Source organism: Pseudonocardia tropica (assembly GCF_040105315.1).
GTDB classification, from domain to species: Bacteria; Actinomycetota; Actinomycetes; order Mycobacteriales; family Pseudonocardiaceae; genus Pseudonocardia; species Pseudonocardia alni.
In genome coordinates, this window is the sequence record NZ_JBEDNP010000007.1 from 141,945 (window position 1) to 165,574 (window position 23,630).

Annotated in this window: 18 protein-coding genes and 1 pseudogene; 4 read left to right on the forward strand and 15 right to left on the reverse strand. The window is 75.0% G+C overall.

The annotated features are described in order from the left end of the window. Nucleotides 1–289: 289 nt before the first annotated feature. Nucleotides 290–1,027 (reverse strand): annotated as a pseudogene (locus WHI96_RS13790) (hypothetical protein); the annotation flags it as partial. Next, nucleotides 1,024–2,484, reverse strand: a complete 1,461-nt coding sequence (locus WHI96_RS13795) for a hypothetical protein (RefSeq protein WP_345647613.1) — start codon at nt 2,482–2,484, stop codon at nt 1,024–1,026. The pseudogene WHI96_RS13790 and the gene WHI96_RS13795, both read right to left, overlap by 4 nt. 148 nt (nt 2,485–2,632) lie before the next feature. Here WHI96_RS13795 and WHI96_RS13800 point away from each other — a divergent pair, with 148 nt between their 5' ends. After that, nucleotides 2,633–3,163, forward strand: a complete 531-nt coding sequence (locus tag WHI96_RS13800) for a PepSY domain-containing protein (RefSeq protein WP_349302388.1) — start codon at nt 2,633–2,635, stop codon at nt 3,161–3,163. 115 nt (nt 3,164–3,278) lie between these two features. Here the strand turns inward: WHI96_RS13800 and WHI96_RS13805 are convergent, their stop codons facing one another. The 7 genes from WHI96_RS13805 to mftF all read right to left on the reverse strand — a co-directional run bounded on the left by WHI96_RS13805 (nt 3,279) and on the right by mftF (nt 11,301). Then, nucleotides 3,279–3,587 (reverse strand): hypothetical protein, encoded by a 309-nt coding sequence (locus tag WHI96_RS13805; RefSeq protein WP_345653797.1) that lies wholly within the window; start codon nt 3,585–3,587, stop codon nt 3,279–3,281. Then, the gene (locus tag WHI96_RS13810; protein WP_345653794.1) at nt 3,584–4,600 is read right to left on the reverse strand and encodes a P1 family peptidase; all 1,017 of its coding nucleotides are present in this window, start codon (nt 4,598–4,600) and stop codon (nt 3,584–3,586) included. Before WHI96_RS13810 ends, WHI96_RS13805 begins: the two co-directional genes overlap by 4 nt. A 75-nt stretch (nt 4,601–4,675) precedes the next feature. Beyond that, on the reverse strand, nt 4,676–5,395 hold the full coding sequence (locus tag WHI96_RS13815) for an SRPBCC family protein (RefSeq protein ID WP_345653823.1): 720 nt from the start codon (nt 5,393–5,395) through the stop codon (nt 4,676–4,678). An 80-nt stretch (nt 5,396–5,475) separates the two neighbouring features. Continuing rightward, a complete protein-coding gene (locus WHI96_RS13820; protein WP_345653791.1) occupies nt 5,476–6,327 on the reverse strand; it encodes an FAD binding domain-containing protein in 852 nt (283 codons plus the stop codon). Continuing rightward, entirely contained in the window at nt 6,324–8,822 is a 2,499-nt protein-coding gene (locus tag WHI96_RS13825) for a xanthine dehydrogenase family protein molybdopterin-binding subunit (RefSeq protein WP_345653788.1), read from the reverse strand. Before WHI96_RS13825 ends, WHI96_RS13820 begins: the two co-directional genes overlap by 4 nt. A gap of 1 nt (nt 8,823) precedes the next feature. Beyond that, entirely contained in the window at nt 8,824–9,342 is a 519-nt protein-coding gene (locus WHI96_RS13830; protein ID WP_345653785.1) for a (2Fe-2S)-binding protein, read from the reverse strand. A 381-nt stretch (nt 9,343–9,723) separates the two neighbouring features. Continuing rightward, entirely contained in the window at nt 9,724–11,301 is a 1,578-nt protein-coding gene (mftF, locus tag WHI96_RS13835; protein ID WP_345653782.1) for a mycofactocin biosynthesis glycosyltransferase MftF, read from the reverse strand. A 27-nt stretch (nt 11,302–11,328) separates the two neighbouring features. Here mftF and WHI96_RS13840 point away from each other — a divergent pair, with 27 nt between their 5' ends. Next, a complete protein-coding gene (locus tag WHI96_RS13840) occupies nt 11,329–12,462 on the forward strand; it encodes an alkaline phosphatase family protein (RefSeq protein ID WP_345653779.1) in 1,134 nt (377 codons plus the stop codon). Between the two features lie 20 nt (nt 12,463–12,482). Here the strand turns inward: WHI96_RS13840 and mftE are convergent, their stop codons facing one another. From mftE to mftA, 6 genes are read right to left on the reverse strand one after another with little or no spacing between them, the layout of a single operon-like run. After that, nucleotides 12,483–13,205: a mycofactocin biosynthesis peptidyl-dipeptidase MftE gene (mftE, locus tag WHI96_RS13845; protein WP_345653776.1), complete on the reverse strand. Its 723-nt coding sequence runs from the start codon at nt 13,203–13,205 to the stop codon at nt 12,483–12,485. A 17-nt stretch (nt 13,206–13,222) separates the two neighbouring features. Further along, nucleotides 13,223–14,734 (reverse strand): MFS transporter, encoded by a 1,512-nt coding sequence (locus WHI96_RS13850; RefSeq protein WP_345653773.1) that lies wholly within the window; start codon nt 14,732–14,734, stop codon nt 13,223–13,225. Then, nucleotides 14,731–19,197 carry an oxidoreductase gene (locus tag WHI96_RS13855; protein WP_345653770.1) on the reverse strand — a complete coding sequence of 1,489 codons (4,467 nt, stop codon included), beginning with the start codon at nt 19,195–19,197 and terminating at the stop codon, nt 14,731–14,733. The genes WHI96_RS13850 and WHI96_RS13855 overlap by 4 nt, the downstream gene beginning before the upstream one ends. 59 nt (nt 19,198–19,256) lie before the next feature. Continuing rightward, a complete protein-coding gene (gene mftC / locus WHI96_RS13860) occupies nt 19,257–20,492 on the reverse strand; it encodes a mycofactocin radical SAM maturase (RefSeq protein ID WP_345653766.1) in 1,236 nt (411 codons plus the stop codon). Nucleotides 20,493–20,525: 33 nt separating this feature from the next. After that, nucleotides 20,526–20,837: a mycofactocin biosynthesis chaperone MftB gene (gene mftB, locus WHI96_RS13865; protein ID WP_345653763.1), complete on the reverse strand. Its 312-nt coding sequence runs from the start codon at nt 20,835–20,837 to the stop codon at nt 20,526–20,528. Beyond that, nucleotides 20,827–20,913: a mycofactocin precursor MftA gene (mftA, locus tag WHI96_RS13870; protein WP_345653820.1), complete on the reverse strand. Its 87-nt coding sequence runs from the start codon at nt 20,911–20,913 to the stop codon at nt 20,827–20,829. The genes mftB and mftA overlap by 11 nt, the downstream gene beginning before the upstream one ends. Before the next feature lie 159 nt (nt 20,914–21,072). Between mftA and WHI96_RS13875 the strand changes: the two genes are divergently transcribed. Further along, nucleotides 21,073–22,215, forward strand: a complete 1,143-nt coding sequence (locus WHI96_RS13875; RefSeq protein WP_345653760.1) for a GNAT family N-acetyltransferase — start codon at nt 21,073–21,075, stop codon at nt 22,213–22,215. 135 nt (nt 22,216–22,350) lie between these two features. Further along, nucleotides 22,351–23,622: an NDMA-dependent methanol dehydrogenase gene (gene mdo / locus WHI96_RS13880; protein ID WP_425571725.1), complete on the forward strand. Its 1,272-nt coding sequence runs from the start codon at nt 22,351–22,353 to the stop codon at nt 23,620–23,622. The last annotated feature ends 8 nt before the right edge of the window (nt 23,623–23,630 follow it).

Genomic DNA, 23,630 nt, shown 5'->3' on the forward strand with positions numbered 1-23,630 from the left:
TCCGGCCGTCGCCCCCGGCACCGTTCCCTGTGACCTCGCCCGCGGGAGCTTCGGGCTCTGCGACCGGCCCCACCGCGGATGCCGGATCGGGCGCCGACGACGGCCCGGCGGCCTCCCCCGAGTCCGACGGGTCGTCGAGGTCCGGGTCGCTCCCCGCCCCGGGCGTGTCCTCCGGACCAGGCCCGTCGACCGAGCCGGAGACGCCGGACGCGCCGGCAGCACCGTCGGGACCGGGCGTGCCGGGAGCACCGGAGCCCGGCGCGTCGAACACGCCGTCGTGCTCGGTCACCAGGGTCCCGGCGGCGGTCGCGGCGGGCAGGACGTTCAGGGCCAGCAGCTCGTCGAAGGCGCGCTGGGCCGCGAGCTCGCGCACCTGCACCTGGTACCGCGGCGTCGTCCGGTAGGCGCCCTCCGCACCGACCGGGACGAGGAAGCCCTGGTCGGCGAGGAACCGGAGCGCCTTGCCGACGATCCCGCGGGTGGTGGACTCGCCGACGCGGCCGTCCTTGGTCGCGGTGGCCTCCGGGCGGCGCTGCCAGACCCGCCAGACCTCCTCGAGCTGCGGGGCGTCGGACTCGGGGTCGGCGGGGCCCGCGGCACGCTCGTTCAGCACCCGGCAGGCCTCGCGGACGGCGCCGTCGACGAGCTCCACCGAGACCCGGCCGACGTAGGAGTCGTCGCCGAGGTCGTCGGGGCGGGGGAAGGCCAGCGCGGCGACGGCGAGGTGCGCGATCCCGTGCAGGACCTTGTCGGCGCCCCGGTTGGCCAGGGCGGTGCGGCGGGCGTACTCGTCCATCCGGATCTCGAACACCGAGCCCTCGGTCGCGGCGAGCACGATGCCCGGGCCGGTGTCGACGGCCAGCACGACCAGGCCCAGGCCGGACGCGACGCGCTGCACGGTCGTGCGGAACTCGTCGTCCTCGCGGTAGCGGCGGACCAGGTCGGCGTAGTCGGGGTCGCGGCCGGGCAGCGCCTTGGGGCGCATGCCGTAGCCGACCAGGCGGGCCGCGGTCTCGGTGTCGCTCATGTCTGCGCCGTCCGTCGGTTCGTCTGTCCGCGCTGCACCCCGGCCCGCGCCAGCAGCAGGTCCGCGCCGCCGAACTCGGGGTCGTCGAGGACCGTCCCGTCGTCGACGGCGATCAGCACCGACGGGTCGCCCTGGGTCCGTGCCGTGGCCACCGCCGTCCCGACGGCGTGCATCGCCCGCAGCGCGACCAGCTGTGGCAGGTCCGCCCCGGCCGCGCGGGCCGCCGCGAGCGCCGCGGACAGCCGCACCGGGTGCCGGGCGTCGGCGGGCAGCACCGCGTCGGCGGCCGCCCACGTCTCCACCCCGAAGCGCTCGCGCGGCTGCGGCGCCAGCTCCGGCTCGGGCACCTCGGCGCCGAACGGGTCCCGGTCGCTCGGTGGTGTCAGCAGCGTCTCGACCAGCCCGCCCAGACTCGGCACCGACGGGTTCCGCACGCCGGCCCCGGCACCGAAGTAGCCGGTCACCGGGTCGTGCGCCGCCTCGACGGTCAGCGCCAGCGACGGTCGCAGCAGCTGCCCGAACACGTCGACGGCGGCCCGCTTCGGCTTCCCGGAGAACTGCTGGCGGTCCTGCTCCGCGCGGAACGACGCGCCCGCCTCCTGCAACCGCGCCTGCAGCTGGGTGTGCCGCTGGATGCAGTCGTCGACGACGGTCACCAGCTCCGCGGCCTGCCGGCGGCGACCGGGCTCGGTGGCCTCGTCACGGGCGTCGGCGATGTTCGCCTTGATCATCGTCTCGGCGCGGTAGCGGGACTCGATGTGGGTCAGCGCCTCGTCGAGCAGCTGCGGGACGGCGTCGAGCCAGTCCACCGAGCGGACGTCGCGCCGGGTCGCCTCCAGCTTGCGCCGCAACGACTCCGCATACTGCACGGTCCGGTAACGGGCCTGCTCGGCGGCCAGCCGGGCGTCGCCGAGACGACCGCGGACGATCAGCGTCTCCAGCTTCGTCTCGGCCGCCTCCTGGGCCGACTCGACGTCGGTGTCCAGCGCCCCGACCAGCACGTTGATCGCCTCGTCCGAGGCGCGCAGGTAGATCCCGCCGTCCGGGGCGGCCACCTCGACGAGCAGCTTGAAGTCGAACCGGCGACGCACGTAGCGCCCGTCGTCGTCGGTCGTGCCGTACTCCACGGCGAACCCGCGGTCGATCGACCCGACGTTGATCAGGTTGTCGATCACCCACTGTGCGACGCGGACGTACTCCGACCGCGGCGCTCCCGGCACCTGCGCGCCCACGAACGGCAGCAGCCGCCGCACGACCTCCGCGTGGTCCGCACCGTGGTCGAAGTCCATGGCCAGGGTGACCTGGTCGATCGCCTGCAGGCCGATCTCGGCCATCTGGTAGCCGGTCGCGTCCCAGTCGAGCCGCCCCTTGCGGGCGTCGAGGTCGTGCAGCGGCGCCGTGCAGGCCAGGGCCTTCAGCCGGCGCGCCACTCCCTCGTCCGGGCTGATGGTCGACACCCCGACGACTGTAGTTCGGCCGCTCCGGGCCCTAACGCCGCCTTAGGGCTCACGCAGCGCGACCTTGGGGCGGGCGGCGGCACAGTTCCCACCAGCACCCGGGTCGCACCGACCCGGACCAGCCGGAACCTCTCGGAGGAAGATCACCGTGCGTACCCCGCTCACCGTCGCCGCCGTCGCCGCCACCGGTCTCCTGCTCGTCGGCGGGGGCACCGCCCTCGCCCTCGGCGCGGGCGGCGCCCCGGACGAGCTCACCGTCGTCCCGACGGGCGCCGCGATCGCCCGCACCGCCGACCTGCTGCCCCCGGAGCTGCCCCGCACCGCCGCGCCCACGGCGTCCGCGGCCGCCACGCCCGCAGCCCCCGCCACCGCCGCGCCCGCGGTCGACCGCGCCGCCGCCGAGCGCGCCGCCCTGGCCGCCGCGGGCGGGGGCCGCGTCACGGCGAGCGAGTTCGAGAGCGACGACCGGGACGACCGCGACGACGACGGCAGCGACGACCGGGACCACTGGGAGGTCGAGGTCCGGAACGGCACCACCGAGCACGACATCGACATCGACGCCGCCACCGGCGCGGTCCTCGACCACGACGTCGACCACCACGACCGCGACCGCCTGGACAGCGACGACCACGACGACCACCACGACGACGACCGGGACGACGACCGGGACGACGACTGACCTCGTCCGTAGGGCGACCGGCCGCGGCCGCTCGTCCGTAGTGCGACCGGCCGCGGCCGACGGCGGCGGGGCGCAGACCGGGCCCCGGGTCCGCGGCCTCGGGCGGCCGGGCCGGTCAGCCCCGGCCCGCGGTCCCGTCGGCCGCGGCCAGCACCGTCGCCCGCAGCAGTTCCCGCTCCCCGGGCGGGGCGACGGCGTCGAGCAGCTGGTCGATGGTGTGGCAGACCGTGTAGTAGCCGCTGAGGAACGACACGGTCCACCCGTCGCCGAACGCGCGCACGTCCACGCCCCGCACCACGTCGTTCACCGCCCGGGCCGCGGCCCGTCGCCGGGGCAGCCCCACCAGACGCACCGCGTCCGGGTCCGGCGCGGACGGTGGTCGCGGGGCACGCGGGCGCCCCAGCCACGGGTTCGGCGCGCTCACGGACCCACCAGGAGCGACGAGTACGACGGCCGGTCCGGCGCCGGTTCCGCCGCGAGCAGTGCGTGCGCCACGGCCCGTGCCGTCACCTCCGCCGCGGCCGCCTGCAGCGCGAACACCCCGGCGACGTCCGGCGCGTCCCGGGTTCCCGTGGCCAGCGCGAACGCGCAGTCGCCGTCGCGGATCGTGTGCACCGGCGAGATCGACCGGGCCAGGCCGTCGTGCGCCATCGTCGCCAGCCGGGTGCAGCCGACCTTGTCCAGGGCCGCGTCGGTGCCGACGACGACCAGCGTCGTCGCCGTCCCCAGCGGGTTCACGTGCGCCGCGTACAGCTCGGCGAGCCGCTCCGGCGGGGCCAGGGCCGGAGCCACCCCGGCGGTGAACTCGCCCGGCAGACCGTGCCGGGCACCGAACACCTCACCGGTGGCCGGGTCCGCGGCCGCACCGGCGGAGTTGAGCACGACCAGGGCCGCGATCGTCGTCCCGGCGGCAGAGCCCTCGGTGAGCACCGCGGAGGCCGACCCGACCCCGCCGCGCAGCCCGCCGGACACCGCACCGGTGCCCGCCCCGACCGAGCCCTGCACGACCGGGCCGGCGTGCGCGTCGTCGTAGGCGGCGGCTCCGGTGTCGGCGGTCGGCCGGATCCGGGGGTCGCCGCCGCGTCCGAGGTCGAACACCACCGCGGCCGGCACGATCGGTACGACGGCACCGGGCACCGGGAACCCCTCGCCGGCACGTTCCAGCCGGGCCATCACCCCGGAGGCGGCGTCGAGACCGAAGGCGCTCCCCCCGGACAGGGTCACGGCGTGCACCCGCTGGACGGTCGCGACCGGGTCGAGCAGGTCGGTCTCGCGGGTGCCGGGTGCGGCGCCGCGGACGTCCACCCCGGCGACCGCGCCGCCCGGTGGGGCCAGCACCACCGTCGTCCCGCTGCGGGCACCCGGCCCGCTCACCGCCGCGTGCCCGACCCGCAGTCCCTCGACGTCGGTCAGCCCGTTCCGTTCACCCGCTCGCACGGCACCATCCTGCCCCGCAACGCCGCGGGCCGGCACCGCGGAACGCGGTACCGGCCCGGAGGGACGTGCGGGGACTCAGCCCTTCGAGCCGCCGCGCAGTCGCTTGACCAGCACGAGCAGCAGCACGAGCGCGCCCACGCCACCCAGCACGGGCACGAGTCGCTTGAGCACCGGCGCGCCCGCCGAGTCGAGCAGGTCGATGGCCTCGACCGGGCTGCTCTGCGGCTGGTAGGTCCGCTTCACCGGGGCGGGCGCGGCCTGCTCACCCGGCGCCGGCGGGACGGCCGGGATCGGGCTGGTCTCGTCGGCCGCGTGCTTCGGGCCCGCGCCGTTGGACGACGCGGCACCGGGGCCGGTCAGCTTGTCCGCGACGCAGTTCGAGAACTGCCCGATGATCTTGTCGGCGACGTCGGAGATGACCCCGCGGCCGAACTGCGCCGGACGACCGGTGACGGTCATGTCGGTGACCATCGTGACCGAGGTCTTGTCCGGTCCGTCGGCGACCATCGTGCCGGTGACGATGGCCTTGGCGGTGCCGTTGCCGCGGGCGTCGCGGCCGGACGCGTCGATGACGACCTTGTGGTTCGCGTCGTCACGCTCGATGTAGGTGCCCTTGCCCTTGTAGGTGAGCGAGATCGGGCCGAGCTTGACCTTGACGGTGCCCTGGAACGAGTCGCCCTCGTACTCGGTCAGGGTCGCCCCGGGGAAACACGGAGCGATGAGCTCCGGGTCGTTGAGGGCCTTCCAGGCGTCCTCGATCGGCGCCGCGATCGTGAACTTGTTCTCCAGCTGCATCTTCTCCGCCAAGCCTCCTCGAACGGACGCCGGCGCCGGTCCCGGGGCCGACGCCGGCGTGGGTGTGTTCCTCGGGTACGTCAGCCGACCGCGGCCAGGACCGCACGACCGGTGAGAACCTTCGCCAGGTGCTCACGGTAGTCGGCGGCGGCGTCCGCGTCACTCGGAGCGGACGTGCCCTCGAGCGCGTGCTCGGCGGCCGCCTTCGCGACGTCCGGACCCGCGGCCTGACCCACCAGGGCCGCCTCGACACCGGTCGCCCGGATCGGCACGTTGCCCATGTTGGTCAGGCCGACGCGGGCCTCGGTGATCGTCCCGCCGTCCACCTTCAGCGCCACGGCGACGGCCACCATCGACCACGCCTGGGCGACCCGGTTGAACTTCTCGTAGTGGCACCTCCAGCCGGTCCGCTTCGGGAACCGGACCATGGTGAGGATCTCGCCCTCGCCGATCGCGGTCGTGAAGTAGTCCTGGAAGAAGTCCGCCGCGGTCACCAGGCGGGTGCCACCGGCGCCCAGGACGACGAACTCGGCGTCCATCGCCAGAGCGGCCGCGCCCAGGTCACCGGCCGGATCGGCGTGCGCGAGCGCGCCGCCCAGGGTGCCGCGGTGGCGGACCTGCGGATCCGCGACGGTCCCGGTCGCCCGGGCGATCAGCTCCACGTGGGAGTTGACCAGGTCGTTGCGCATGACCTCGTGGTGGGTGGCCATCGCGCCGACCATGACGTACTGGTCGTCCTCGCCGATCCGCCTGAGCTCGGGGATGCCCCCGAGGTCGATGATTGTGCTCGGCGCGGCCATCCGCAGGCGCAGCACCGGCAGCAGGCTCTGGCCGCCTGCGAGGATCTTGGCGTCCTCACCGGCCGACCGCAGGGCCGACACGGCCTCCTCGACCGAGGAGGGCCGGACGTAGTCGAACTTCGCCGGGATCACTGGACCTCTCCCTTGGGGTTGTTCGGTTCGCCGCTGTGGGGGTCCACGGAGCCGAGCCCGCCTCCTGGCGCGTGGGTGTCGCTCGGGGTCTGCTGCGGGCTCCTGCCCTTCGCGACCTGGAGTGCCCGCCACACACGCTGCGAGGTGGTCGGCATCTCGATCTCGTCGACGCCGAGGTGCCGGACCGCGTCCAGCACGCCGTTGAGGATTGCCGGGGTCGAGGCGATGGTGCCCGCCTCGCCGACGCCCTTCACACCGAGCGGGTTGGAGGTCGCCGGGGTGGAGACGGTCTCGGTGGTGAAGCTGGGCAGGTCCGCCGCGGACGGGATCGTGTAGTCGACGAACGTGGCGTTGACCAGGGTGCCCTGGTCGTCGTAGTTCGCCTCCTCGAACAGGGCCTGCGCGATGCCCTGGGCGAGACCGCCGTGCACCTGGCCCTCGACGATCAGCGGGTTGATGACGGTGCCGATGTCGTCGACGCAGACGTACTTGCGCAGGGTGACCCGGCCGGTGTCGGTGTCGACCTCGATCGCGGCGAGGTGGGTGCCGTGCGGGTAGGAGAAGTTCTCCGGGTCGAAGACGGCGTCGGAGTCCAGCGACGGCTCCATGCCCTCCGGGTAGTCGTGCGCCATGAACGCGGCGAACGCGATCTCCTGGATGGCCTTGCCCTTGTCGGTGCCGCGGACGGTGAACCGACCTCCTTCGAACTCGATGTCGTCCTCGGAGGCCTCGAGCAGGTGCGCGGCGATCTTCGTCGCCTTCGCGATCACCTTGTCCGCGGCGTTGACGATGGCGACACCGCCGACGACCAGCGAGCGCGAGCCGTAGGTGTCGAGGCCCTTCGGCGCCACCTGGGTGTCGCCGTGCAGGATCTCGACGTCCTCGAACGCGACGCCCAGCTTGTCCGCGACGATCTGTGAGAACGCCGTCTCGTGGCCCTGGCCGTGGGCGGAGGCACCGGTGGTGACCTCGACCTTGCCGGTGGCCAGCATCCGGATGCCGGCGGCCTCCCAGCCGCCGGCGCCGTAGTCCAGCGAGCCGAGCACGCGGGACGGGGCGAGACCGCACATCTCGGTGAAGGTCGAGATGCCGATGCCCAGCTGGACCGGGTCGCCCGAGCGGCGGCGCTCCTCCTGCTCACGGCGCAGGCCGGCGTAGTCGAACAGCTCCATCGCGCGCTGCGTGGCCTGCTCGTAGTTGCCGGTGTCGTAGGTCAGGCCCACGACGGTCGTGAACGGGAACTCCTCGTGGGAGATCCAGTTCTGCTCGCGCAGCTCCATCGGGTCGCGGCCGAGCTCGACGGCGAGCTCGTCCATCATCCGCTCGATGGCGAACGTCGCCTCGGGACGGCCGGCGCCGCGGTAGGCGTCGGTCAGCGTCTTGTTGGTGAAGACGTTGGAGCAGGTGAACCTCAGCGCGGGGATCTTGTAGATCGCGTTGAACATGAACGCGCCGAGGATCGGCACACCCGGCCCGACGAGGCCCAGGTAGGCGCCCATGTCGGCGTAGAGGTGCACGTCGAACCCGGTGATGGTGCCGTCGGACTTGGCGGTCATCACGAGGTCCTGGATCTGGTCCCGGGCGTGGTGCGCGGTGAGCATGCACTCGCTGCGGGTCTCGGTCCACTTGACCGGCTTGCCCAGCTTCTGCGCGAGCAGCACGCAGAGCATCTCCTCGGGCAGGACGCCGATCTTGCCGCCGAAGCCGCCGCCCACGTCAGGGGCGATGACACGCAGCTTGGACTCCGGCACCCCGAGGGTCACCGTGGTCATGGTGCGCAGGATGTGCGGCACCTGGGTCGCGGCCCAGATGGTCAGCTGCTCGCCGGTCGGGTCCACCACGCAGGAGCGGGGCTCCATGAACGCGGGGATCAGACGCTGCTGACGGAAGCGGCGGCGGACGACGACGGAGTCGCTGTCGGCCTCGGCGGCCGTGATGGCCTCGGCCACGTCGGCACCGGTGCCGGCGGCGGCGGAGTCGAACACCCAGGTCGCGGAGACGTTGGTGCCGAGGTCCGGGTGGACCAGCTCGGCACCGTCCTGCGCGGCGGCCTCCATGTCGAGGACCGGGTCGAGCGGCTCGTAGTCGACCTCGACGAGCTCGGCGGCGTCGCGCGCGGCGGCGGCCGACCGGGCGACGACGACGGCGACGCCCTCGCCGGAGAAGTTGACGCGGCCGACGGCGAGCACCGGGCGCTGCGGGGCCTTCTGGTCCGGGGTGACCGGCCACGCGCAGGGCATGCCGACCTCCTCCGCACCGAGGTCGGCCGCGGTGTAGACGCCGAACACACCCGGGGCCCTCTCGGCCTCCGACTTGTCGATCGAGGTGATGGTCGCCCGCGCGATCGTCGACCGGACGACGGCGATGTGGACGGTTCCCGGAGGGGTGATGGAGTCGGTGTAGCGGGACCGGCCGGTGATGAGGCGCTGGTCCTCCTTGCGGACCCGGGCCTTGCCGATCTCGCCGGTCGTGGTGGGTTCGGCGGTCGTCGTCACGTCAGTTACCTCCCGCAACCGGGGCGGCCTGGCCGGAGAGCTGAGCGGCGGCTCCCGGCTTCATGTTCTTCGCCGCGGTCTGCACGGCGCGCACGATGTTCTGGTAGCCCGTGCAGCGGCAGAGGTTGCCCTCGATGCCCTCACGGACCTCCTGCTCGGACGGGTCGGGGTTGTCCCCGAGCAGGTCCACCGCAGCCATGATCATTCCCGGCGTGCAGTACCCGCACTGGAGGCCGTGACACTCGCGGAAGGCCTCCTGCACCGGGTGCAGCCGGCCGTCGCGGGCGAGGCCCTCGATGGTGGTGACCTCGGCGCCGTCCGCCTGGACCGCGAGCACCGAACAGGACTTCACGCTCTGCCCGTTGAGATGAACCGTGCAGGCACCACAGTTGCTGGTGTCGCAGCCGATCAGCGTCCCCGTCTTGCCCAGCGTCTCCCTCAGGTACTGCGCGAGCAACATGCGGGGCTCGACGTCGTCGGCGTAGTTCACGCCGTCGACGGTGACCCGGACCTCTGTCATGAACTCTCACTCCTCGTACGCGACCACGCACGCTCCGAGGCGCGGGGTCTGACCGGGGGCTTCGTCCGAGGAACGCCGTTCGCCGTCGCCTGACTCGCGACCACGCCGGCGTGCCCGGAGAGTTGCCGCACGTCTCGTGTGGCAGCGCCCACATCACACTCCCGATCTTCCTGGCGTGCAAGGAGCCCGGGACGGGCCACCGGGAGGTCGGGCTGCGTGTCGCCGACGTCACGGCAACGACCGGTCGTGCGCGACCGCAAGCGCGGAGAACGGGGCGGGAGCCGCCCGCAGAATCGGATCCGCGACGCAACACGAATCACCCGTTCAGGCCAACCCGGACGGAGTGGTACCACATGTTAGGCCAGGTAAGCCTAATCCGGATCAGCGTCGAGCGCCAGGACCGGTCGGGCGCAACGGTGCCACCGTCCGATGCCGGGCTGCGCCCCACCACAGACCGGCCCCGTAGGCGAGGTCGTCGAGCCGGTGCGCGAGCAGGTGCAGCAGCGGCCCGGTCCGCACCCGCGGGTCGCGGTCGCGGTGGCGCCACCAGTCGGCCAGCCCCTCCGCCAGCGCCGCCGCGACGACCGCGCGGCGGGCCCGGCGCGACACCAGGCAGGCGAGGGCGGCGACCGGCCAGAAGTGCCGGGTCAGCGCCGACGCCGTCTGCCACAGCGCCCCGGACAGGCCGAGCGCGGTGAGCAGCGCCGCCCCGCGCCGCGGGTGGTCGAGCCGGGGCAGCTTCCGGGACAGCCGTTCGGTCGCGACCCCGGTGACGACGGCGGCGAGCGCCGTCGCCCCCCGCCGCTGGGCGAGCAGCAGCAGACAGACCGCCGCCGTCCAAGGCGAGAGGATCACCGGCGGGACGGCGCCGGGGTGCCTGCGCGCCAGCGGCGCGGCCCCGGTGCCGTAGAACGCCTTGCGCCGCAGCCACTCCCCCGGGTGGGTGCGGTGGTCGTGGGCGACCCGCGCGACGGGTTCGAAGCGCATCGCCCAGCCGGCCGCGTGCAGGCGCAGGACGAGGTCGACGTCCTCGGCGACGTGCATCCGCGGATCGAACGCGACCGGCCCGACCGCCGACACCCGGACGAGCATCGCCGCGCTCGGCACGTAGGCGACTCGGGACCGCGGCACGATCAGCGCCGGGTCGGGCCCCAGGTCCAGCGACGACCGCACCGCCTCGTAGCGCCCGACCGCCCCGCGCGGCCCGCCGCCCCGATCCGGGTCCGGCGCCACGATCCGCGGTGCGACGAGACCGACCGCGGGGTCGGCGAGGTGGGCGAGCAGGGGGGGCAGCCAGCCGGGTTCGGGGACGACGTCGGAGTCGAGGAACACCACGAACGGGGTGGTCGCGGCGGCCAGGCCCGCGTTGCGGGCGGCAGCCGGGCCGCGCGGGGTGGCGTGCCGCAGCACGGTCCCCCCGGCCCGCTCGACGGCGCGGCGCAGCGGTGCCGGGTCGGCGGACCCGTCGTCGACGACGACCGGGCCGGCCACCCCGGTCCCGGCCAGCGCGGCGAGGAGCCGGTCCAGCGGGCGGTCCTTCACCGGGACGACGACGGTGACCTCGGAAGCGGCGACCCCCGCCGCGCTGATCACCGCCGGGGCGTCCGGGACGGGGTGGGCGAGCCCGGCGTCGAGCAGGGTGCGGGCCAGGGACCGTTCGGTGGGGCCGGTGACGACCAGCGGCCGCCCGGGGGCGGGCAGCAGCGCGCGGGCCCGCGCGGACAGGTGCACCAGCCGCGGCGGGGCGCCGCCGAGCAGCGCCGCGCCGCCGTCGAGCCGCCGGGTGCGACGGTCGAGCAGCACCCGGAAGCCGTCCGGGAGCCGCCGGTCCGCCGGGCCCGGGGAGATCGTGGCGGAGGGGCGGTCGGGGTCGGTCCGGGCGGCGGTCACCTCGGGAGCCTTCCATCCCCGGCCGTCGCGGGTCGACACCCGCACCTGCCCGATCGGCGTGGTCCGCACGGGTCCCGCCGGGGCAGACTCCCGGGCATGCCCGAGGTCCTCCCCCGCTACGGCTCGGCGACGCTGGCCGACGTCCTCCCCGCCCTGCTGCACGCGATCGGCGCCCCGCTCGACGACCGGCCGCCCGCGTTCGGGCTCCCGCGGGCCGGTGCCGCGGTGCTGCTGCTCGTCGACGGGCTGGGCCACGAGCTGCTGCACGCCCACGCCGCCGACGCGCCGGTGCTGGCCGGGCTCGCCGACACCGGGCCGCTCACCGTCGGGTTCCCCTCGACCACCCCGATCAGCCTGACCTCGCTCGGCACCGGGCTGCCGCCGGGCGCACACGGCACGCTGGGGCTGCGGTTCCGCGTCGACGGCGAGCTGCTCGACGCGCTGGGCTGGTCGTCGGGCCGCCGGGACCTGCGGGAGCGGCTCGTCCCGGAGCGGGTGCAGCCGGAGCCGACCGTGCTGGAGCGGGCCGCGGCGGCGGGCGTCGCGGTGCGGTCGGTGTCACCGCTGGAGTTCCGGACCTCCGGGCTGACCCGGTCCGGGCTGCGCGGCGGCGAGTACCGCGGGGTCGCCGCGCTGGGCGACCTGGCCGTGGAGATCCTCGCCGGGGCGGAGGGCCCCGGTCCGCGGCTGGTCTACGGCTACCACGCCGACCTGGACAAGGTCGGCCACCTGTACGGCCCCGGGAGCCCGGCGTGGCGCTGGCAGCTGCGCCAGGTCGACGCGCTGCTCGCGATGCTGCTGGAGTCGCTGCCCGCGGGCACCCTGCTGGCGGTGACCGGCGACCACGGCATGGTCACCGTCGACCGGACCGTCGACGCCGACACCACTCCGGCGCTGTCCGACGGCGTGGCGCTGCTCGGCGGGGACCCGCGCTCCCGGCACGTCTACACCGAGCCCGGGGCGGCGGCCGACGTGCTGGCCGCCTGGCGGTCGGTGCTCGGTGACGACGCCGCCGTCGTCACCCGGGAGGAGGCGGTGGCCCGGGGCTGGTTCGGGCCGGTCGCCGACCGGGTGCTCGACCGGGTCGGCGACGTCGTCGTCGCGATGCACGGGACGGCCGCGGTGGTCCGGAGCGGGGCGGAGCCGTTCCTGTCCACGCTGCCCGGCCAGCACGGCTCGTTCACCACCGCCGAGCAGCTCGTACCCCTGCTGGTGCACCCCGCGGTGTGAGCGAGCGGCGTGATCCCGCGCTACGCCGGCGGCGGGCGGAGGCGGCCGGTACCGGGGTCGGGGTCCCACGCGGTGACCGCCGCGGACGCCGTCGCCGTGATCGCCGCGAGCAGCCGCGCCCCCTCCCCGGCCGACGCGCCGGCCGGGTCACCGAGCACGCCGTTCGGGCTGACCGCGGCGATGCCCCCGGCCCGTAGCTCGCCGATGACCTCGCGCAGCGGCCGGGTGTCGCCCGCCTCGGCGCGGTCGGTGCGGACCAGACCGGGGTGCAGGTGGGCGAGCAACGAGGTCTCGTAGCGTCCGGCGTGCGCGTCCAGCGGCACCCCGGGGACGTCGGCGACGCAGGACAGCCACCCGGCGTCGCGGCCCTCGTGGCGCAGCAGGGTCACCGCGGACCGCAGCGCGGCGACGTTGCCGCCGTGCCCGTTGAGCAGCACCAGCCGCGACGCCCACCGGCACGCCGAGCGGCCGTACTCGACGAGGACTGTGCGCAGCGCGTCCTCCCCGATCGACACGGTGCCGGGGAAGCCCTCGTGCTCGCCCGCGGCCCCGTACGGCAGCGCCGGGGCGAGGACGAGCGCCGGGTCGGCGTCGTGCAGCGCCGCCGCGACCGCCGAGGCGACGGCGGTGTCGGTGCCCAGCGGCAGGTGCGGGCCGTGCTGCTCGGTCGACCCGACCGGCACGAGCAGGGTGTACGCGACCGCCGGGTCGAGGTCGGGCCAGGTGAGATCCGCGAGCAGCACGCTCCCAGCCTGCCCGCTCAGGTCCCGGTCCGGCGCAGCGCGGTCACCGCGAGGACGACGGCGCCGGTCAGCAGCCCGGCGGCGATGAGCCCGACGACGCCGATCCCCGCGGTGTAGGCGTCCCGGGCCGCCAGGAGGAGCGCGTCCCCGCCGGTGCCGGGCAGCCGCGCGGCCGCGGCGACCGCGCCCGCCAGGCTCTCCCCCGCCCGGTCGGCGACGTCGGCGGGCAGCCCGCCGGGCAGCACCAGCCGTCCGGTGTAGACGGCGGTGAGCACGCTGCCGGTGACGGCGACGCCGAGCGCCACGCCCAGCTCGCCCGCCGTCTCCGAGATCGACGCCGCGGACCCGGCGCGGGCGCTGGGCACCGAGCCGATGACCAGGTCGGTCGCGAGCACGCCGATCGGGCCCAGGCCGAGCACGGTGCCCGCGGTCAGCGCCACCAGCGCGACCGGCCCGGAGCCCGCGCCGACCAGCCCGACCAGCAACGCGCCGACCGCGGCGAACGCGGCCGACCCGGCGACGACGGCGGGCACCCCGAACCGCCGCGACAGCACCGGCGTCACCAGCGACCCGCCGACGGTGGCCAGCGCGAGCGGCAGCATCCAGACCCCGGCGGCGAGCGCGGACAGGCCGGTGACCAGCTGCAGGTACTGCGGGAGCACGAAGAACAGGCCGTTGACGGCGAGCAGCCCGATGAGCAGCACCGACACCGCCGCGGTGAACGCGGGCCGGGTGAACAACGCGACGTCGAGCAGCGGGTCGGGCAGCCGGCGCTGGCGGCGCACGAACGCCGTCCCCGCGACCACGCCGACGACCCCGGCGACCAGCACCCCGGGGCCCGGGCCGTGGGCGGCGAGGTTCTTCACCGCGTAGACCAGCGGCAGCATCGCGGCCAGCGACAGGACGACCCCGGCGACGTCGAACCGCCCGCCGCCGTCGGTGCGTTCCTCGGGCAGCAGGAACGGGCCGAGGACGACCAGCGCGAGCATCGCGGGGACGCCGATGAGGAACACCGCGCCCCACCAGAACGACCCGACCAGCGCCCCGCCGACGAGCGGGCCGATCGCGATGCCGACCGAGAACGTCGTCATCCACACCGCGACCGCGAACCGCCGCTGGGCGGGGTCGGGGAACATCGTCGAGATCAGCCCGAGCGTCGAGGGCATCAGGGTCGCCCCGGCGACCCCGAGCAGCGCGCGGGCCGCGATCAGCAGCTCGGCGGTGGGCGCGAAGGCGGCCAGCACCGACGCCGCGGCGAACGCGGCGCCGCCGACGAGCAGCAGCCGCCGGCGTCCGATGCGGTCGCCGAGGGTGCCCATGGTGATGAGGAACCCGGCGATCAGGAAGCCGTAGATGTCGAGGATCCACAGCTCCTGGGTCGCGGTCGGGGCGAGGTCGGCGGCCAGTGCGGGCGCGGCCAGGTAGAGGACGCTCACGTCGAGGGCGAGGACGAGCAGGGGCAGCGCGAGGACGGCCAGCCCGGCCCACTCGCGGGGTCCGGCGCGGCGGACCGGGATCTCGGTGGTCACCGGACGACCGTAGGAACTCGACCCGGCTTCAGGTCAAGGAGGCGGCCCTCACGGATCGCGGCGTCGAACCGGCGCGGGGCCAGCGCGTCGCCGATCCGGTGCACCGGCCACGGCCCGCCGGCCAGCGCGGTCCACAGGCGGGCGGCGGGGACGGTGGCCGTCGCGGCGACGACGGCGCCGACGTCGCGCCGCTCGGTGCGGCCGGTCGGGTGGTGCAGCAGCTGCACGCTGCAGTAGGGCTCGGCGCGGCTCTGCTCACCCCTGCGCAGCACCCCCAGCACGGCGAGGTCGGTGCGGCAGCGGATCCCGGCGGCGTGCGCGCGGCGGCGGAACCCCTCGCGGTCCAGGGTGAGCCCGAGGTCCTGCCCGACGACCAGCGCCGGCGTGACGACCTCGACGGCGTGCCCGCGGGCGGCGAGCAGCTCGGCGACCGAGGTGGCCTGGTGGAACCCGAGCTCGTCGACGACGAGCACCGGGCCCGCGGGCAGACGCACCCCGGCCAGCACGTCGTCGACGGGGACGGCCAGCCGCTCCGGATCCCACGGCGGGGCGGCGGGCACCGACCCGGTGGCGACGACGACCGCCGCGGGCTCCAGCTCCTCGACGAACCCGCGGTCGACGGTGGTGCCGTACCGGATCTCGGCCCCGGCCTCGTGCGCCTCGCGCAGCAGGTCGGCGACGGCGTGGCCGAGCTCGGCCCGCCCGGGCGCGGTCGCCGCGAGGGCGAGCCGTCCACCGGGGGTGCCGGCGCGTTCGGCGAGCAGCACCCGGTGCCCGCGCCCGGCGAGCGAGGCTGCCGCGGCGAGCCCGGCCGGCCCGGCCCCGACGACGAGCACCCGCCCCGCGCCGGGATCGGCGGCCCGGACGGGCGGGACGAGCCGTTCGCGCCCGGCGGCCGGGTCGACCGCGCAGCCCAGCGCCAGGTTCAGCCCGACCCGGCCGATGCAGTCCTGGTTGCACCCGACGCACCGGCGTACCGGGCGTCCGGTGAGGGCCTTGTCGGCGAAGCCGGGATCGGCGATCTGCCCGCGGGCGACGCCGACCAGGTCGCACTCCCCGCGGTCCAGCGCCGCCGCGGCCTGGGCGGGCGTGGTGAACCGGCCGACCCCGATCACCGGGAGGTCCGCCCCGGCGGCACGGACGGCGCGGCGCAGGGTCGCGGCGAGGTGCCCGGCGTAGCCCGACGGGGTGTGCATGGACGGCTCGATCAGGTGCAGCGTCGAGGTGGCGACGCCGATCGAGGTGTTGAGGTGGTCCACCTGCCCGGTCGCGGCGAGGCGGCGGGCGAGGTCCGCGCCGTCGGCGGGGGTGATGCCGCCGACGATGCGCTCGTCGACGCCGATCCGCAGGCCCAGCACCGGGTCCGGGCCGATGGCCGCGCGGACGGCGGCGACGACGTCGAGCACCAGTTTCGCCCGGTCGCGCCCCCAGGCGTCGGTGCGACGGTTGGTGGCCGGGGACAGGAACAGCCGCAGCAGCGAGGCGTGCGAGCACTGCAGCTCGACGCCGTCGAACCCGCCCTCGACGCAGCGTGCGGCGACGTCGGCGAAGGCGTCGACGATCCCGCCGATCCCGTCCGCGTCGAGCTCGGCGGGGACCTCGCGGAACATCGGGTCGGGCAGCGCCGACGGTCCGACGACGGCCGCACGCGAGTACATCCCGGACCCCTGCGCGCCGTTGTGGTTGAGCTGGGCGAGCACGAGGGCGCCGTGGGCGTGCACCGCGTCGGTGAGGGTGCGGTAGCCGGGCAGCACCGCCGGGTCGTGGCCACGGATCAGCCGCTCGTAGGGCCGGTCGCCGGGATGGACGGCGTGCTCCTCGGTGATCACCAGTCCGGCGCCGCCCGCGGCGCGGGCCGCGTAGTACGCGGTGTGCCGGTCCGTCGGCATGCCGCCCTCGGCGAAGCCCGTGAGATGGGCGGTGAAGACGATCCGGTTGCGGAGTACGGCGCGGCCGAGGCGCACGGCGTCGCCGAGCCGGGGCCGCGGGTGTTCCCGATCGGCAGTCTCCGGCGTCGCGACCGCGGTGGGCCCCGGATGCGGTGCCATGCGTCCGCGGGGCCCGGCGGGCGCGGACCCCGGGAGCACGGCGGGCACGGCGGGCACGGCGGGCACGGCGGGCGCTGGCACGGGCGCGGCGGGCGCTGGCACGGGCGCGGCGGGCGCTGGCACGGGCGCGGCGGGCGCGGTGCCCGGGAGCGGCGAGAGAGCCGCACCGGCCGTGATGCCAGCCGAGGCGTCGACGTCCGCCACGGCGAACGCGGCCCACCGCCCCTCCCGCACCGCCTCGGCGAGCGTCCGTGGCGCCACCCGGTCCCCTGCGACCGCGCAGCCGGGGAGCACCGGCAGGGCGTCCTGCGGTAGCCGCGGCCCGCAGTCGACGACGGCCGCACACGGCACCGTCGTCACCGCTCCGGTGTGGACGTCCACCAGCTCGGCGACCCCGTCCCGGACGCCCCGCGGCCGGGTGAACACCGCCCGGCGGACACCGGCGCGTTCCAGCCGCGCGTTCGCCGCGGCCATGTCACCGCAGCGGCCGAGCTGGTGCCCGGCGACGGCGTCCGGGGTGGTCAGGACCACGGGATGTCCGGCTGCGGCGAGCAGCTCCGCGACCCCCGGTCCGGTCCAGTCCCCGAGCGGGTCGACGACGAGCACCGGTGCGTTCCGCGGAACGCGCGCGGCGGCGAGCACCGTGACGACCGGGTCACGGTCTCCCGCACGGGCGTCGCCGGATCCGCCGTGACCCTCGTCCACCCGATCACGGCGCTGCCGCTCGTCTCCCTGCTCCACCTCGTGGTGCGCCGGGCCGTCCGTGACGGGGGCGGCCGACCGCGCGATCCCGGCACACAGCTCCGCCGCGGTGAGCACCGGGACGTCCGTGTCCCGCACCGACGGCGACGGCCGGGAGCCCGTCGCGAGCACGACCGCGTCGCCCCGCCCGCGGGCCGCCTCGAGCGCGGCGCTGTCCACCTCGGAGCCGAGCACGACCAGGACGCCGAGCCGGTCGAGCTCCGCGGCCCACCACGGCACCGGCAGTGCGAGCCGGTCCCGGCCGGGCAGCACCGCGGCAGCGGGGAGCAGGCCGCCGAGCCGGTCGCCGCGCTCGTGCAGCGTCACCGGGTGTCCGCGCAGCGCCAGGGTCCGGGCCGCCTCGAGCCCCGCGGGCCCGCCCCCGACGACGAGCACCGGGCGCCGCGCCCCGGCGGTCCGTTCCGCGGAACGCGGTCCCGCCTCCGGTCCGGCCCGGCCGACGCGCTCCGCGGAACGCGACGGGTCCGGGTCCGGGTCGGTCCGTTCGTGCCCCGACCGCGGCTCCAGCTCGTCGCCGACCACGGGGTTGCGCGGGTCCCGGGCCGCGGCGAGGGAGTTCGTGAGCAGGCACGGCCGGATGCGCTCGGGCGTCCCGGCCCGGGTCAGCGCGACGAGCCGCGGGTCCGCGATCTGAGCTCTCGTCATCTCTACGAGATCGGCGTCGCCGCTGCTCAGAGCGTCCTCGGCGAGGGTCGGGACGGCGACGCTGCCGGCCAGGACGACCGTCGTCGCTCCGCCGAGGGCACGCCGCAGCTCCCCGCACCGGGCCCGCAGGAACGCCTCGGGCGTGTGCGGGCCCGGCCGGGTCGCGGCGACCGACAGCGCGCTCCCGACGACGGGCACGAGCAGGTCCACCCGGTCGGCGACGGCCCGGGCGAGGGCGAGGCCGTCGTCGGGGGTGATCCCGGCCCAGGGGGCGAGTTCGTCGACGCACAGCCGCAGCGCCAGCAGCGGGCCCGGTCCGATCACGGCCCGCACGGCGTCGAGGACCTCGCGCAGCAGCAGGGTGCGGTCGCGGCCGTACGCGTCGTCGCGGTGGTTGGTCAGGCCGGAGCAGAACTGACGCAGCAGCGAGTGCTGGCCGGCGGAGATCTCCACACCGTCCACACCGCTGTCCACAGCCGCGCGGGCGGCGTCGGCGAAGCCGCGGACCACGACGTCGACCTCCGCGGCACCCATCGCGACGGGGACCTCACGCGACACCACGTCCGGGACCGGCGACGGCGCCCACAGCGGGAGCCCGGAGTGCGCGGAGCTGCCCTGCCCACCGGAGTGCGCCAGCCCGGCCAGCACGAGCGTCCCGTACGGCCGGCACGCCGCGACGACCGCCGCCCACCCCTTCGCCGCGGGCACCCGCACCGCGTCCCGGTCGCCGAGATGCGGCTCAGCGGGCTCGAGAGACTCACGACTCCCGCTGAGCTGCATCTCGACGCATGCCGACGCCTCCGCGGAACCGGGCGACGCGGCAGGGGCGCCGGCCGGGAACGCGGCGGGGGCGTAGGCGTAGGGGTGGTCCGAGGCGTGCACCGACGCCGGCTCGACCACGACGATCCCCGCACCCCCCGCGGCCCGCGCCGCGTAGTAGGCGACGTGGTCGGCCGTGATCCCGCGTGCGGCGTCGCCGAGGTTGGTCTCGTGCGGCCCGAACAGCACACGCGACGGGGCCCGCCGACCACGCAGGTCGACGGGCCCCGTCAGCAGCAGGTCCGTGGTCAGCTCCCCGCGACCGGCTGCGCCGCGGGCACGGCGTCCGGCGCGAACCCGGCGAGCGGGTTCTCGTCGCAGGCCCGGTCCGGCCGGCGCGGCGGCGGGGTGAGCGAGAGCATCGTCGGCTGCTTGGGCGCACGGGTGTTGCGCGGCGCGGAGCGCGAGTGGTCGACGTCGGACTTCGGGATGACCGTCCCGCCGTCGCGCGCGGCCAGCATCGCCTCGCCGTAGCCCTGCACGCACTCCGGGTCCGGGCCGTCGAGCGGCAGCCCGGTGAAGAACTTCGCCGCCATGCAGCCGCCCTGGCAGGTGTCGAAGTGCGGGCACTTCGCGCAGGCCCCGCCGGTCTGCGGCTGGCGCAGCTCGGTGAACAGCTCGGAGTGCTCCCACACATCCTTGAAGCCGCCCTCGTCGCGGACGTTGCCGGCCAGGAAGTTCTCGTGGATGGCGAACGGGCAGGCGTAGACGTCGCCGACCGGGTCGATCAGGCAGACCACGCGCCCCGCGCCGCACAGGTTCAGCCCGGGCAGGGCCTCGCCGTAGGCCGAGAGGTGGAAGAACGAGTCACCGGTCAGGACCTGGTCTCCGTGCGCGACCAGCCAGTCGTAGAGCTGCTTCTGCTGGGCCTGGGTCGGGTGCAGCTCGTCCCAGACGTCGGCACCGCGGCCGGACGGGCGCAGCCGGGTGATCCGCAGCTGGGCCCCGTACTTGTCGGCGATGGCCTTGAACTCGTCGAGCTGGTCGACGTTCTCCCGGGTCATCACGACCGAGATCTTCGGGTGCTTGAAGCCCGCCTCGGCCAGGTTCTCCAGCGCGGTGATCGCGGTGTCGAACGAGCCCGGGCCGCGGACGTAGTCGTTGACCTCGGCCGTCGCGCCGTCCATCGAGATCTGGATGTCGACGTAGTCGGTCGCGGCGAGCTGCGCGGCCCGCTGCTTGTCGAGCTTGACGCCGTTGGTGGAGAACTTGACGCCGACGTCGTGGGCGATGGCGTAGTCCAGCAGCTCCCAGAAGTCCGGGCGCACGGTCGGCTCGCCGCCACCGATGTTGATGTAGAAGACCTGCATGCGCTGCAGCTCGTCGATGACGGCCTTGGCCTCGTCGGTGCTCAGCTCACGCGGGTCACGCCGCCCGGAGCTGGACAGGCAGTGCACGCACGCGAGGTTGCACGCGTAGGTGAGTTCCCAGGTCAGGCAGATGGGCGAGTTCAGGCCGTACTGGAAGTGGTCGACCAGCTTCACGGGCACCTCACTGTGTGGTGGTCGGCGGAGGGACTAGCGGGCGACGATCGTGCGGGACGTCAGCAGCCCGGCGAGGGCACGCAGGTACGCGTCGTGCTGGGCGTCCGGGACACCCGCGGCCGAGACCGCCGATCGGGCGTCCGGCTGGTTCTCCAGATCGCGCACGACCGAGACCAGCTGCGGGGTCTTGAGGAAGGAGAGCTTGCGGGTCACGAAGTCGTACACCAGGGCACCGAAGGGTTCCGGCCGCAGCGATACGCTCTCGCTGAGCCGGTACGGCGCCGCGGGGTCGAACGCCCCCGCGGCACCGCCCGGAACCGTGGCGTCGAGCGGCTTAGTAGACACCGCACATGCCGTCGATGGAGACCTCCTCGACGAGGGTCTCCTCGGTCAGGGCGTCCTGGTTCTGGTGCTCGCTCATGCGCAACCTCCGCTGGATCCGACTCTCGGCGAGAGAGGTGGTGAACCGCCCCGCCGGCCGGCGGTGGCAGCGGATCGGACGCTATTGGCACCCGGTGCCGGAAATCAATACTGGATGTCCACGCCCGTCCGATCGGACGGGGAGGGCAGGCTGTCTCCCATGACGGTCGGAAAGGTCCTGCTGCACCTCTGCACCCCTGGGGAGTGGCGGAGGTGGCTCGGCACCGGAGCCGTGGCACCCCCGTCCCTCGACGAGGTCGGGTTCGTGCACCTGTCGTCGCCCGACCAGGTCGCCCTGCCCGCGCAACGCCTGTTCGCGGGCCGGTCCGACCTGGTCCTGCTCGTCCTCGACCCGGCCCGGATCGCTGCGGCCGGGGTGGACGTCCGGTGGGAGCCGGGGGTGCCGAGCGACCCGGCGTCGATGCGGTTCCCGCACGCCTACGGGCCGGTGCCGTCGTCGGCGGTGCTGACGGTGGCGCCCTACCGCCCCGGCCCGGACGGCTTCGCCGCGCCGGAGGTCCCGGTCCCCGACGCGGCGGTGCGGGCGATGGGGTTCGAGCCGTCGATGCTGCGTCGCGGCGCGACCGCGGAGGAGCCGGTGAGCGGCGGCGTCGTGGTCCGGACCGACGCCTGGCCGGTGTCGCGGATGCACAACCAGCTGCTGCTCGACCGCCCGGACCGCACCGACCCGGCCACCGTGCTCGCCGAGGCCGACCGGGCGCTCACCGCACACGGCCTGCACCCCGGGGCGCTGCTGTGGGGCCCGGGCGCGGACGAGCTCGCCGACGGTCTCCGCGGCGCCGGGTGGTCGGTCTCGGCGAACGAGGCCATGACCGCCCCCACCGCGACCGGCGCGGACGCCGGCGCGGACGCCGGCGCGTCGACGGTCACCGAGCTGGACCACCACGAGCTCCGCGGGTTCCGGCGCACCTCCTGGGCCCGGGACCTGCCCGGCACCGGCCCCGGCGACCTCGACCAGCTCGTCGACCGCGACACCGGCGACGACCGGGTGGTCGCCCTGCACCACCTCGCCGTCTTCGCCGACGACCAGGTGGTGGCGGCCGCGACCCTCCGCCGCGACGGGGCCACGGCCTGGCTCGACGCCCTGGAGACCGACCCGGCCCACCGCGGCCGGGGGCACGGCCGGGCACTGCTGGCCCGTTCCCGCGAGCTCGCCGCCGAGTACGGCTGCGACCTGCTCGCACTCGGCGCCGACACCGCCGACTGGCCGCGGGACTGGTATCGGCGCAGCGGTTTCACCCCGGTCGGGACCCACCTCGAGGCCTCCGCCCCACGCCGGTGACCCCTCCGGACGGAGGGTGCGCCTGCCCCGACGGACGAATGGGTGGTCAGGTACCCATCTGTAGCTGTTGCCAGTAGTTCGCAACAACCAGGGTTGTGCTCGTCCGCCAGCCGACGACGCCGTCGAGGAGAGCCAATGGCCATCGAGCTCAACCAGATCTGGGACTTCCCGATCAAGGAGTTCCACCCGTTCCCCCGGGCCCTGCTCGGGGTGGGAGCGCACGACATCCTGGGGGTCGAGGCGAAGAACCTCGGCATGACCCGGGTGCTGTTCGTGACCACCGGGCTGCGCGGCTCCGGGATCATCGAGGAGCTGAAGGGGAAGGTCGAGTACCAGGGCGTCGACGTGGTCGTCTTCGACCAGGTCGAGTCCAACCCCAAGGACTACAACTGCATGGACGCCGCCGCGCTCTACACGAGCGAGAAGTGTGACGGCATCATCTCGATCGGCGGCGGCTCCGCGCACGACGCCGCCAAGGGCGCCCGCGTCGTCATCGCGCACGACGGCCGCAACATCAACGAGTTCGAGGGCTTCTCCAAGTCCACGAACACGGAGAACCCGCCGCACATCGCGGTCTCCACGACCGCGGGCACGGGCTCGGAGACGTCCTGGGCGTACGTCATCACCAACACCTCCGACATGGACAACCCGAAGAAGTGGGTCGGGTTCGACGACGCCGTCGTCACCACACTGGCGCTCGACGACCCGCTGCTCTACTACAGCTGCCCGCAGCACTTCACCGCCTACTGCGGCTTCGACGTGCTCGCGCACGGGTCCGAGCCGTTCGTGTCGCGACTGGACTTCGAGCCGTCGCTGGGCAACGCGCTGTACTCGATCGAGCTCACCGCGCGTTACCTGCGCGAGGCGACCTACGAGCCGCGCAACCTCGAGGCGCGGTCGAAGATGATGCACGCGCAGTACATCGCGGCCCAGGCGTTCAACTCCGGCGGCCTGGGACTGGTGCACTCCACCTCGCACGCGGTGTCGGCGTTCTTCGACAGCCACCACGGCCTCAACAACGCCATCGCCCTGCCGCGGGTGTGGGAGTACAACCTCCCGTCGCGGTACGAGCGCTACGCCAGGATCGCGACCGCGCTGGGCGTCGACACCCGGAACATGACCACCGTGCAGGCCGCCGACGCCGCGGTCGAGGAGGCCATCCGGCTGTCCAAGGACGTCGGGATCCCGGACAACTTCGGTTCGCTGCGCTCCGACAGCTACGACAAGAACCGGATGAACACGGGCAAGTACGAGGGCCGCGGTGACTCGATCCCGACCGACGACAAGACCGTCCACGCGATCGCCGAACACATGATGGGCGACTACTGCACCCCGGGTAACCCCCGCGAGTGCACCGTCGAGTCCCTGGTGCCGCTGGTGGATCACGCGTTCAACAAGTCCTACTAGGACACGCA